Genomic DNA, 11,683 nt, shown 5'->3' on the forward strand with positions numbered 1-11,683 from the left:
TTTTCGACCTGCTCCGGCTGTAGGAAGATGTCACATGGTCTATAGTGCGCCGATGATGCGTGCACAAGATTTGAGGAGAAGCGCGATGCTGGACGTGGTGGTGGCAGGCGGCGGATATGTCGGCCTTTCGGTTGCTGTCGCAATCAAGCAGGCGGCCGGGCACCTCAATGTGCAGGTGATTGAGGCTGCTCCTGATGATGTCTGGAAGAAAGATGTCCGCGCCTCCGCCATTATTGCGGCGGCCACGCGCATGCTCGATGTCTTCGGCATATGGAGCGAAATCGAGCCTGAAGCACAGCCGATCAACAGGATGATCGTCACCGATTCGAAGACTGCCGATCCGGTTCGTCCGGTGTTTCTGACCTTCGATGGAGCGGTGGAGGAGGGCAGGCCGTTTGCCCATATGGTTCCGAATGTTGCGATGGTCGGGGCGCTGAGGGGGCTGTGTGATCGCCTCGGCATCGAAATCCGCCATGGCCTCAGCGTTTCCGGCTTTACCGCAGGTGCGCAATCGACGGCAATCAGCCTTTCCGACGGCTCGTCGCTCGACGCGCGATTGCTGATTGCCTGCGACGGGGTTCGCTCAGCGCTGAGAGATATGGCCGGCATCAAGACCGTGCAATGGGATTATGACCAGGCTGGTATCGTCACCACCGTCGAACATGAGCGGCCGCATGAGGGCTGCGCGGAAGAACATTTCCTGCCGTCAGGACCTTTCGCCATCCTGCCGCTGAAGGGAAACCGGTCGTCGCTCGTCTGGACCGAACGCAAGGCTGACGCCGACAGGTTGGTGGCCTCCGATGATCTGGTGTTTGAGGAAGAACTCGAGCGCCGGTTCGGCTACAAGCTCGGGTCTATCCGCCCTGTCGGTCCCCGCCGGGCCTTTCCGCTCGGTCTGACGCTGGCGCGCTCCTTCGTCGCCCCGCGCTTTGCGCTTGCCGGAGATGCGGCGCATGGTATTCACCCGATCTCGGGACAGGGTCTCAATCTCGGCTTCAAGGACGTCGCGGCTCTCGCCGAAACCGTGGTTGAGGCCGACCGTCTCGGCCTCGATATAGGCTCTCTCAATGTTCTGGAGCGTTATCAGTCCTGGCGACGTTTCGACACGTTGCGGATGGGCGTGACGACGGATGTGCTGAACCGGCTTTTCTCCAATGATGTCGGTCCCATCCGCATCATGCGCGATTTCGGTCTTGGCGTGGTCGATCGTTTGCCGGGTCTGAAATCCTATTTCATCGGGCAGGCCGCCGGAACGACGGATGCAAATGCGCCGCGCCTGCTTGTCGGTCAGACGCTCTGATCCGGCCCTTTCCGCAGGTTCTGGATCGGCTTTTCCGCGATTGCCGCTTGACAGTCGATTCCGGTATTTTCTGTCTGAAGGTTTTTCCATAAAGCTGAATCCGGCCAAGGACTTATCCGGATTCATAATCTGGTATGAGCTGCTCCTTCGCCAACCAGATGTTGCGGAGAACAAAAGCTGAATCACGCTGAGTCAGCGATTCGTATTCGATTCGTTCGCAGACTGTTCTTTGCCCCTCACGATTCCGTTTTCGCCGGATTCTTTTTTCTCCATTAACCGGCTGAATCTGCATGTAAAATTGCAGGAAAAAGGCATCTTGCATCAGTTTGCAATCAAGGCCTATTGCCTTTGCCGGCAGGCATTGCCATGTGTGGTGCGCGTGACCATGTCCATGATGACAGCGGGACACGGCAAGCAGATGAAGTCGATTCGCGGATAGTACGTTGAATTTTCGCCCCATGATCCTGAGCGGCCGCGGTGTCACGGCCGTTCTCGGCCCCACCAATACCGGCAAGACCCACTACGCGATCGAGCGGATGGTCGCCCATGGCAGCGGTGTCATCGGCCTGCCGCTGCGTCTTCTGGCGCGGGAGGTTTATACCCGTCTGGTGGAGAAGGTGGGCGCGCCGAATGTGGCGCTGATTACCGGCGAAGAAAAAATATCTCCTCCCAAAGCCAAATATTCCGTCTGTACGGTGGAGGCCATGCCGCGCGAGACGACCGCCGCATTCGTCGCCATAGACGAGGTGCAGCTGGCCGGAGATCTCGAGCGCGGCCATATCTTCACCGACCGTGTGCTACATCTGCGCGGGCGGGAGGAGACGCTGCTCCTCGGTGCCGGCACAATGCGTCCGATCCTCGAAAAACTGCTGCCGGGAATTACCGTGGTCGAGCGGCCGCGTCTGTCGCAGCTCTTTTATGCAGGGCAGAAAAAGATTACTCGTCTGCCACAACGCACGGCGATCGTCGCCTTTTCCGCCGATGAGGTTTATGCCATCGCTGAACTCGTGCGCCGCCAGCGAGGCGGTGCGGCCGTAGTGCTTGGCGCGCTTTCGCCACGCACGCGCAATGCCCAGGTGGGGCTCTATCAGTCCGGCGATGTCGAATATCTGGTGGCGACGGATGCCATCGGCATGGGCCTTAACCTCGATGTCGATCACGTCGCCTTCGCGCAGGACCGGAAATTTGACGGTTACCAGTTCCGAAATCTCAATCCCGGGGAAATCGGCCAGATTGCCGGTCGCGCCGGCCGCCATCTTCGCGATGGCACCTTTGGCGTAACGGGGCGCGTCGATCCGTTCGACGACGAGCTGGTGGAGCGGATCGAAACCCATCAGTTCGATGCGGTGAAAGTGCTGCAGTGGCGGACGAAAAATTTCGATTTCTCCTCCATCGCCAATCTTCGTGCGAGCCTTGACGCCGCTCCTGCTATCCAGGGACTTTCCCGTGCCCTGCCGGCAATCGACCAGCAGGCGCTGGAATATCTGTCGCGTTACCCCGAAATCATCGATGTGACGACGAGCGAGGCGCGGGTGGAAAAACTCTGGGAGGCCTGCGCGCTTCCCGACTATCGACGTATCGCGCCCGCCCAGCATGCCGACCTCATTTCGACACTCTATTTCGATCTTGTGAAACGTGGCGCGGTGAACGAAGATTTCATGGGTGAGCAGGTGCGCCGGGCCGACCGCACGGATGGAGAGATCGATACCTTGTCTGCGAGGATTGCGCAGATCAGAACATGGACTTATGTATCGAACCGCCCAGGATGGCTTGCCGATCCGACACACTGGCAAGAAAAGACGCGGGAAATCGAGGATCGATTGTCCGATGCGCTACATGAAAGGTTGACGAAACGCTTTGTTGATCGCAGGACATCTGTGCTCATGAGGCGCCTGAGAGAGAATGCGATGCTTGAAGCTGAAATCAGTGTAAATGGTGATGTCTTCGTAGAAGGACATCACGTCGGTCAATTGGCCGGATTCCGGTTCACGCCGGTGTCGGGAATGGAAGGGCCGGATCAGAAGGCCGTGCAAGGTGCGGCCCAGAAGGCGCTCGCTCTCGAATACGAGGCGCGTGCAGCGCGTCTGCATGCCAGTGGAAACGGCGATCTTGCTTTGAGCTCCGATGGTCTGGTTCGCTGGTTGGGCGAACCGGTGGCCCGCCTTTCGGCAGGTGATAACATCATGAAGCCGCGGGTGATCCTGCTGGCCGACGAACAGTTGAGCGGCAATGCCCGTGATCATGCGCTGGCGCGCGTCGAACGTTTCGTCAATCACCAGATTGCGACCGTGCTGAAGCCGCTGGATGATATTTCGCGCGCCGAAGACCTTCAGGGTCTGGCGAAGGGTCTGGCGTTCCAGCTGGTCGAAAATCTTGGCGTTCTGTTCCGCCGTGACGTCACGGAAGACGTGAAGTCGCTGGATCAGGATGCGCGTGCCTCCATGCGCCGCTACGGCGTGCGTTTTGGCGCCTATCACGTCTTCCTGCCCGCATTGCTGAAGCCGGCTCCGGCCGAGCTTGTCACGCTGCTCTGGGCGCTGAAGAATGACGGCCTCGGCAAGCCGGGTTATGGCGATCTCATTCCGGTTCTGGCCGCCGGCCGCACCTCTGTCGTGACGGACCCCGCTTTCGAGCGGATGTTCTACAAGCTTGCCGGTTTCCGTTTCCTTGGAAAGCGCGCCGTGCGTATCGACATTCTCGAGCGCCTGGCCGATCTCATCCGTCCGCTGTTGCAGTGGAAGCCCGGCCAGCAGCCGCGTCCGGAAGGCGCTTATGACGGCCGTCGTTTCACGACGACGACCGCGATGCTTTCCATTCTCGGCGCAACGCTTGATGATATGGAAGAGATCCTCAAGGGTCTTGGTTACCGCGCCGATCAGGTGACAGCAGAAGAGGCGCAGGCCTTCCTCGCCAATCAGACCGGTGCTGTTGCTCCGGCCACTGCCGATCAGGTGACGGCTGACGAGGAAAGCGCTGAGACCGAGCAGGACGAGCCGGCTTCGGAAGAGCAGGCATCCGAGACGGTGGCTGTTGCGGAAGTCGAAGCCACCGATGAAACGCCGGTTGCGGAAGCTGTCAGCGAAGAGGCTGCGGTTAGCGAAGCCATGCCTGTCGAAAGTGCTGAGGCAACCGAGCCGAAGCCCGTTCTTCTGTGGCGTCCGGGTGGCCGCAACGAAAACCAGCGCGGCGAAAACCGTCGTCCGGGCAATCGCGGTCACGGTCGTGAACAGGGAGCGCGCGAGCAGGGCGAGCGTCGCGGCGAAGGCCGTCGCGACAATCGTGACGGCGCAAATCGCGAAGCTACCAATCGTGGTGGTGAGGGTGAGCGCAAGCGTGATGGCGGACGCCCTGATCGCGGCAATCGCAATGATCGTCAGGATCGCGGCGAGCGCAAGGACCGGCCGGACCGCAACGACCGTGGCGGAAAGCCGCAGGGCCAGCAGCGTTTCGAAGCCAAGCCCCCTCGCAAGGAGAAGCCGATCGATCCGGACTCGCCTTTCGCAAAGCTCGCTGCTCTCAAGGAGCAGCTGAAGAAGTAAGCCCATGGGGAGCAACGAACAGCCACTGGAGAGCACGCGTCAGCGTCTGGACAAGTGGCTGTTCTTTGCCCGCATGGCCAAGTCGCGTTCGCTTGCCCAGGGCTACGTGCAGTCGGGTCAGGTCAAGGTCAACGGTGTCACTATCCGCCAGCCCAGCCATACGGTGAAGGCGGGTGACAGGCTCGATATCGGTTTCGAGCGCATGGACAGGGTGCTGGTCGTCAAGTCCGGAGGGGCGCGGCGCGGACCCTACGAGGAAGCAAAACTTCTCTATGACGATCTGACGCCGCCCCGCGACCCATCCGACCGGTTTAGTCCGCTGGAGCAGGCGATGCGTGAACCGGGCAGCGGTCGTCCGACAAAAAAAGAGCGCCGGGCGCTCGACAGGTTTCTGTCTGATAGTGACGGAAGCAAAGATTAGAATAAACCTCCCGGCCAGACCCGTTTTTCAGAATTGTTTATCCTTGCTATCTGAAGTCAAAGGCATTACGTCCTTTGCGAAATTGCCCTGTCTGAATTCCGGGCGTCGGCTTGTGTTCCGAAGCCCAAAGACCCGGTCTGCATATTCTGGAGTTCATCATGACATATGTCGTGACCGACAATTGCATCCGCTGCAAATACACCGATTGCGTTGAAGTCTGCCCCGTCGACTGCTTTTACGAGGGCGAAAATTTCCTCGCCATCAATCCTGACGAATGTATCGATTGCGGTGTGTGCGAACCGGAATGTCCCGCCGAGGCGATCAAGCCCGATACGGAGCCGGGTCTCGACAAGTGGCTGAAGCTCAATGCCGAATATGCGGCGATTTGGCCAAATATCACGATCAAGCGCGACCCGATGCCGGAAGCCAAGGAAATGGATGGCGTCGCAGGTAAGCTGGAGCTTTATTTCTCCGCCGAGCCCGGACAAGGCGACTGATTTTTCGACGATACGGCATCTTTTACGCCGTTATTTTAAAAGCCCTCGCAGCCCAGGCGCGAGGGCTTTTTGCTGAATTTCAGCAGGTCATCCGCCGCGGCCGGATTGCAGGGTGGTCGACAGCAGCGTCAAAAGAGCCACGCTGTCTTCCAGGTTTTGCCGCTGGCGGCTTTGCAATATGGCGGCCTGCAGACGGTTCATTTCGCGGGCGATCGCCGCCGGCTGCCACGTCCGCAGCGCCCTTTCGATGATCGGCTTTCGGCGAAAATGGATGTGGCGTCCGAGTGTCTGCATCACCTGACCGGCCTGCTGCTTTTTCTCGTCCATCTCGGCCCGCATCTGGTCGAGCAGCTGGAATTGCTTGAGGCACCCCTGAAGCACGAGGAAGATCGGCGTCTTTGATGCGACGATCTTCTGGGTGGCGTGGAAAAAGGCGTTTCTGTCGCCTTTCAGGATGGCGTCAACGGCATCGTCAGCGGAAACCGTACTGGCATCGCCGATGATGGCCAGCACGTCCTCTTCCTCGATTACATCAGCACCACGGCAATAAAGCGCGAGCTTGCGAATTTCGTTGCGCGATGCGATGCGATCGCCTCCCAGGGATTCGATCAGCCTTTGTCGCGCGGCGGGCGCGATGCGCAGATTGTCGTTGGAAAGCTCCTGATCGATCAATGCGTTCAACGATCGCGCATCATCCGCATAGCAGGGGATTGCGGCGATGGAGCGCGCGGGTTCCGCGATCTTGCGCAGCCCCGTGCCCTTCTTGATGTCGCCTGCCTCTATAATCAGGAAGCTTGCCTGAGGCGGTGTCTCGGCCAGAATCTGGAGCGCGTCCACCAGCGCCTTTTCTGCCGCCGCACCCTTTACCCAAACGAGTTTCTCACCACCGAAAAGACCGATGGCGTTCACCTCGTCGAGAAGGCGACCGGGATCGCCCTGCAGGTCGGATGCGGTCAACTTCAGCGATGCGAAAGCGTCATCGGGATCGATGCCTGTCTTTTTGGCGATGAGGCTTGCCCGCTCCGACACGAGGCCGCGATCCGGACCATAGAGCACGAAAACGCGAAAGCGCTCCGCCGGATTTTCGGCGAAGCGCTCAAATTCATGCGATTTTATCTCCGCCACGGCCTTGGCTCTCAGCGACCGAGGGTGGCGGCGATATCGGTACGGATGATTTCAGCCAGTTCCCGGGCTGCACGGTTCTCGGCGTCGCGGGTCGCCCTGATCTTGGCGAATTCCTGCTGCGGCAGGTCCACCTGCGCCGTCACGCTGCGGCGTGCGGAGCGCAGGATCTGGCCGTCGGAAATACGCGTCAGGACATATTGACCGCTCATCACCACGCGGCCGGGATAAGGGCCGTCATAGTTGTTGTTGGTGCGGGTCGTCAGGTCGTAATTCTCGACTTCCGTGGAGGTGGCGCTCGAGCTTACGGAAATCTTGACATTATACTGCGCCGTGGCCGGTTCACCCGCGCCGCCGGCCATCAGGAAGATCAGCTGGTTGCGAACTTCCTGACCAACCCTGCCACCGACTTCGGAGACACTGACAGCCGCCAGCCTCTCCTTTGTTCCAGAGGCTTCGCCATAAAGCGGGCGCACCTGGCATCCCGCCAGAAGACCGGCCATCATCACGACGGAAATTGCTGCCGCGACGCGGCTCCATCTCGAAAAAACGTCAGACAACAATGTTCACAATCCTCTGCGGAACCACGATGACTTTCTTGGGCTCGCCACCGGCAAGAATAGATTTGACGGCATCCAGAGCAAGGGCAGCCGCACGGACCGCATCTTGATCCGCATCGCGCGCGATTGTCAATTCACCGCGCTTCTTGCCGTTGACCTGCACCGGCATGACCACGTCGTTTTCCTCAACCAGCGAGGCGACGAAGACGGGCCATGGCGTCTGGGCCACGAGACCCTCATTGCCCAGCGCCGACCAGCATTCTTCCGCCAGATGCGGCGTCATGGGGGCAATGATGCGGATAAGGATTTCGACGGCGTCGCGTGCAGCCGCTTTCGCGTCATCCGGCTTACCGCCTGCTGCGACGTCCGCAAGTGGCCCGGCAAGCGCGTTGACCAGCTCATAGATGCGGGCGATCGCCTTGTTGAAGGCGAGCTTGTCCAGATCTTCCTGAACGGCCTTCAGGGTCTTGTGGGCGGCCTTGGAGGCTACCAGCCCTTCACCTTCCGTCGCCGGCTTCGGCTTGACGTTTTTCAGCTCCTCGGCGACTTCGCCGATGATGCGCCAGACGCGCTGGACGAAGCGGTTTGCACCCTCCACCCCGGCTTCGGACCAGATGACGTCGCGATCGGGCGGAGAGTCCGACAGAACGAAGAAGCGTGCGGTATCAGCCCCATAGGATGCGATGATATCGTCAGGGTCGACCACGTTCTTCTTGGACTTCGACATCTTCTCGATGGAGCCGATCTTCACTTCCGCGCCGGAAGACAAGAGGAATGCCCGGCGTGCGCCGTCTGCCTCTTCGATGCGCAGGTCGGCGGGCGATATCCATTCGCGGCTCATGCCTTCGCCGTGGCTATAGGTCTCGTGAACCACCATGCCCTGCGTGAACAGGCCCTTGAAGGGCTCCTTGACGCCGACATGGCCAGTCTCGCGCATGGCGCGGGTGAAGAAGCGCGAATAGAGCAGGTGCAGGATGGCATGCTCGATGCCGCCGATATATTGATCGACCGGCAGCCAGTGATTGGCAACTTTCGGGTCGGTCGGCTGGTCTTCCCACGGTGCAGTAAAGCGGGTGTAATACCAGCTGGAATCGACGAAGGTGTCCATCGTGTCGGTTTCGCGCCGCGCGTCATGGCCGCATTGCGGGCAGGAAACATGACGCCATGTGGGGTGGCGATCCAGCGGGTTGCCGGGCACGTCGAAAGTCACATCGTCGGGCAGCTTGACCGGCAGGTCCTTTTTCGGAACCGGCACCACACCGCAGACTTCGCAGTGAATGACCGGGATCGGGCAGCCCCAGTAACGCTGGCGGGAAATGCCCCAGTCGCGCAGGCGGAAATTGACCTTGCGCTCGGCCTGCGGCGCATTGCCCAGCATCTCAGCGGACAGCTTCTGCACGACCGCCTCGAAGGCATCAGTCGTATTCATGCCGTTCAGAAAGCCGGAATTGATCATCACGCCGTCGTCCGCGAAGGCCGTCTCGTCAATGGTGAAGTTTGCCGCATCCGGGCCTTCGGGTGCAACGACGGCCACGACCGGCAGGCCGTATTTGCGGGCGAAATCCAGATCGCGCTGGTCGCCGGACGGGCAACCGAAAATCGCGCCGGTGCCATAGTCCATCAACACGAAATTGGCGACATAGACCGGCAGTTCCCATGTCGGGTCCAGCGGGTGCACGACCTTGACGCCGGTATCGATACCCTTCTTTTCGGCGGTTTCCAGCGCGGCCAGAGAGGTTCCATGGCGGCGGCATTCGTCGCAGAATGCGGCAATATCTGGGTTGTTCGCCGACAGCTCCCTTGCCAGCGGATGGTCGGCGGCGATCGCCAGGAAGGAGGCGCCGAACAGGGTATCCGGGCGCGTCGTATAGACTGTGATGTCTGAAAAACCTTCCGGGGCCGTCTCAGCGACGGTCTGCCAGCGCAGCGACAGGCCTTCGGAACGGCCGATCCAGTTCTTCTGCATCAGGCGCACTTTTTCCGGCCATTGATCCAGTTCGTCCAGCTCGTCCAGCAAATCCTGGCTGAAATCGGTGATACGGAAGAACCATTGCGTCAGTTCGCGCTGTTCCACCAGCGCGCCGGAGCGCCAGCCGCGGCCGTCGATCACCTGTTCATTGGCGAGAACGGTGTGGTCGACCGGGTCCCAGTTGACCTTGGACTGCTTGCGGTAGACCAGGCCCTTTTCCATGAAATCGACGAACAGCGCCTGCTGGCGATGATAATATTCCACATCGCAGGTTGCGAATTCACGGGTCCAGTCCAGCGACAGGCCCATGGATTTCAGCTGGCCGCGCATGGTGGCGATGTTCTGGTAGGTCCAGTCCTTGGGGTGGACCTTGTTCTGCATGGCCGCATTTTCCGCAGGCATGCCGAAGGCGTCCCAGCCCATCGGGTGCAGGACGTTGAAGCCGCGCGCGCGCTTGTAACGCGCAACCACATCACCCATCGCGTAGTTGCGGACATGGCCCATATGGATGCGTCCCGAGGGATAGGGAAACATCTCCAGAACGTAATATTTCTCGCGCGGATCGCTGTTGTCGGTGACGAAAACCTTGTCTTCGTTCCATTTTTGCTGCCAGCGCGGCTCGGCGTCGCGAGGATTGTAACGTTCGATGGCCATTGTCTAAAATTCCGGGTATCGAGGGGAAAAATTTGCGCTGACCTTCACCATGAAACGACCGGGGCGTCAAGTTTGGCGGGGCATTCGGGCGTTCAATCTTGGCCAGCGTGCCTCAAATGGTGCTAAACCCGCTTGGCATCAAGGCAATCGGCGTCTAGTTAGCGGTTCGAACGGTTTAAAAAAGGTCTTGTGATGGAAATCGAAGCACGTCTTGAGGATGTCAGGCAGCGCATTGCGGATGTTGCGGAAAAATCCGGCCGCAAGGCGACGGATGTTGCCTTGGTTGCGGTGTCGAAGACATTTGACGCGGAAGCGATCCAGCCCGTCATCGATGCCGGCCAGCGCGTGTTTGGCGAAAACCGCGTGCAGGAAGCGCAGGGCAAGTGGCCTGCCCTCAAGGAGAAGACATCCGATATCGAGCTGCATCTGATCGGACCGCTGCAATCCAACAAGGCGGCGGATGCGGTGGCGCTGTTTGATGTCGTGCAGAGTATCGATCGGGAGAAGATCGCCCGCGCGCTTTCCGAAGAGTGCGCCAGACAGGGCCGTAGCCTGCGGTTTTATGTGCAGGTCAACACCGGCCTTGAGCCGCAGAAGGCCGGCATCGATCCGCGTGAAACCGTTGCCTTCGTGGCTTTTTGCCGGGACGACTTGAAACTGCCGGTCGAGGGGTTGATGTGCATTCCGCCGGCGGAGGAAAATCCGGGGCCGCATTTCGCGCTTCTGGCCAAGCTTGCCGGGCAATGCGGCCTTGAGAAGCTTTCCATGGGCATGTCCGGCGATTTCGAAACCGCTGTCGAGTTCGGTGCGACCAGCGTCCGGGTCGGCTCGGCGATCTTCGGCAGCCGGTAAAATCTCGAAAACAAAAAACCCGGCACTGCGGCCGGGTTTCAAATCTCGAAAGGACTTCGATCAGTATTGATCGTCCTCGTCTTCGTCCTTCGGTGCAGACTTCAGCGAGGAGAGCTTCTTGAACACGGCGTCGGCGTCGATCTGCTCTTCTTCCTCGCGCTGGAAGTTGTAATCCAGACCTTCCGTCGCCGTTGCCGGCTGCAGCGTGTTTCCAAGCTCTTCGGCTGTTGGCAGCGGGCGGCCGCGCGAAGCGCGTTCGACTTCAAGGTCGAGATCGATCTGGCTGCAGAGGCCAAGCGTTACCGGGTCCATCGGCGTCAGGTTGGCCGAATTCCAATGGGTGCGGTCGCGAATCTGCTCGATGGTGGATTTGGTTGTGCCGACGAGACGCGAAATCTGCGCATCCTTCAGTTCCGGATGGTTGCGAACCAGCCAGAGAATGGCGTTCGGACGGTCCTGGCGCTTGGAAACCGGCGTGTAGCGCGGGCCACGACGCTTGGATTCCGGCACGCGCACCTTCGGCTCGGAAAGCTTGAGCTTGTGGTTGGGGTTGCCTTCAGCGCGGGCGATCTCGTCGCGGGAAAGCTGTCCCGTTGCGATTGGATCGAGACCCTTGATGCCCTGTGCGGCTTCACCGTCGGCAATCGCCTTGACTTCCAGCGGATGCAATTTGCAGAACGTGGCTATCTGGTCGAACGACAGCGCGGTGTTGTCAACCAGCCATACAGCAGTTGCCTTTGGCATGAGCAATTGTTGAGCCATAGATACA

Annotated in this window: 10 protein-coding genes; 6 read left to right on the forward strand and 4 right to left on the reverse strand. The window is 59.8% G+C overall.

The features are described 5' to 3' along the window. The first annotated feature begins 55 nt into the window (after nucleotides 1-55). From ACQZ5F_RS22905 to fdxA, 5 genes are all read left to right on the forward strand, one after another. Entirely contained in the window at nucleotides 56-1,300 is a 1,245-nt protein-coding gene (locus ACQZ5F_RS22905) for a ubiquinone biosynthesis hydroxylase (protein ID WP_225338305.1), read from the forward strand. A gap of 316 nt (nucleotides 1,301-1,616) precedes the next feature. Continuing rightward, the gene (locus tag ACQZ5F_RS22910; protein WP_263634814.1) at nucleotides 1,617-1,739 is read left to right on the forward strand and encodes a hypothetical protein; all 123 of its coding nucleotides are present in this window, start codon (nucleotides 1,617-1,619) and stop codon (nucleotides 1,737-1,739) included. A 19-nt stretch (nucleotides 1,740-1,758) separates the two neighbouring features. Further along, entirely contained in the window at nucleotides 1,759-4,839 is a 3,081-nt protein-coding gene (locus ACQZ5F_RS22915) for a helicase-related protein (RefSeq protein ID WP_225338306.1), read from the forward strand. Nucleotides 4,840-4,843: 4 nt separating this feature from the next. After that, a complete protein-coding gene (locus ACQZ5F_RS22920) occupies nucleotides 4,844-5,260 on the forward strand; it encodes an RNA-binding S4 domain-containing protein (protein ID WP_046799633.1) in 417 nt (138 codons plus the stop codon). A 158-nt stretch (nucleotides 5,261-5,418) separates the two neighbouring features. Next, entirely contained in the window at nucleotides 5,419-5,757 is a 339-nt protein-coding gene (gene fdxA / locus ACQZ5F_RS22925) for a ferredoxin FdxA (RefSeq protein WP_046799760.1), read from the forward strand. Between the two features lie 87 nt (nucleotides 5,758-5,844). Here fdxA and holA read toward each other — a convergent pair whose 3' ends face one another. Genes holA through leuS form a run of 3 tightly spaced genes read right to left on the reverse strand, consistent with a single transcriptional unit; the run spans nucleotide 5,845 to nucleotide 10,062 of the window. Beyond that, nucleotides 5,845-6,882 carry a DNA polymerase III subunit delta gene (holA, locus tag ACQZ5F_RS22930; RefSeq protein ID WP_225244900.1) on the reverse strand — a complete coding sequence of 346 codons (1,038 nt, stop codon included), beginning with the start codon at nucleotides 6,880-6,882 and terminating at the stop codon, nucleotides 5,845-5,847. A gap of 11 nt (nucleotides 6,883-6,893) precedes the next feature. Further along, nucleotides 6,894-7,439 (reverse strand): LPS assembly lipoprotein LptE, encoded by a 546-nt coding sequence (lptE, locus tag ACQZ5F_RS22935; protein ID WP_052818700.1) that lies wholly within the window; start codon nucleotides 7,437-7,439, stop codon nucleotides 6,894-6,896. Continuing rightward, nucleotides 7,432-10,062: a leucine--tRNA ligase gene (leuS, locus tag ACQZ5F_RS22940; protein ID WP_052818701.1), complete on the reverse strand. Its 2,631-nt coding sequence runs from the start codon at nucleotides 10,060-10,062 to the stop codon at nucleotides 7,432-7,434. Before leuS ends, lptE begins: the two co-directional genes overlap by 8 nt. 192 nt (nucleotides 10,063-10,254) lie before the next feature. On the opposite strand from leuS, the gene ACQZ5F_RS22945 reads away from it, so the two are divergent. Continuing rightward, complete coding sequence (locus ACQZ5F_RS22945; RefSeq protein WP_225338229.1) at nucleotides 10,255-10,914, forward strand: YggS family pyridoxal phosphate-dependent enzyme; 660 nt, start codon at nucleotides 10,255-10,257, stop codon at nucleotides 10,912-10,914. A 60-nt stretch (nucleotides 10,915-10,974) separates the two neighbouring features. Here ACQZ5F_RS22945 and ACQZ5F_RS22950 read toward each other — a convergent pair whose 3' ends face one another. Continuing rightward, complete coding sequence (locus tag ACQZ5F_RS22950; RefSeq protein WP_046799628.1) at nucleotides 10,975-11,676, reverse strand: DUF1013 domain-containing protein; 702 nt, start codon at nucleotides 11,674-11,676, stop codon at nucleotides 10,975-10,977. Between the last annotated feature and the right edge of the window lie 7 nt (nucleotides 11,677-11,683).

This window comes from Agrobacterium sp. 22-210-1, assembly GCF_053522525.1.

Excerpts from the sequence above, each read along its gene's own strand:
- ACQZ5F_RS22905 (WP_225338305.1), top strand. The coding sequence starts at position 56 with ATGCGTGCACAAGATTTGAGGAGAAGCGCGATGCTGGACGTGGTGGTG.
- leuS (WP_052818701.1), bottom strand. The coding sequence starts at position 10,062 with ATGGCCATCGAACGTTACAATCCTCGCGACGCCGAGCCGCGCTGGCAG.
- ACQZ5F_RS22915 (WP_225338306.1), top strand. The coding sequence starts at position 1,759 with ATGATCCTGAGCGGCCGCGGTGTCACGGCCGTTCTCGGCCCCACCAAT.
- ACQZ5F_RS22950 (WP_046799628.1), bottom strand. The coding sequence starts at position 11,676 with ATGGCTCAACAATTGCTCATGCCAAAGGCAACTGCTGTATGGCTGGTT.
- ACQZ5F_RS22920 (WP_046799633.1), top strand. The coding sequence starts at position 4,844 with ATGGGGAGCAACGAACAGCCACTGGAGAGCACGCGTCAGCGTCTGGAC.
- ACQZ5F_RS22945 (WP_225338229.1), top strand. The coding sequence starts at position 10,255 with ATGGAAATCGAAGCACGTCTTGAGGATGTCAGGCAGCGCATTGCGGAT.
- fdxA (WP_046799760.1), top strand. The coding sequence starts at position 5,419 with ATGACATATGTCGTGACCGACAATTGCATCCGCTGCAAATACACCGAT.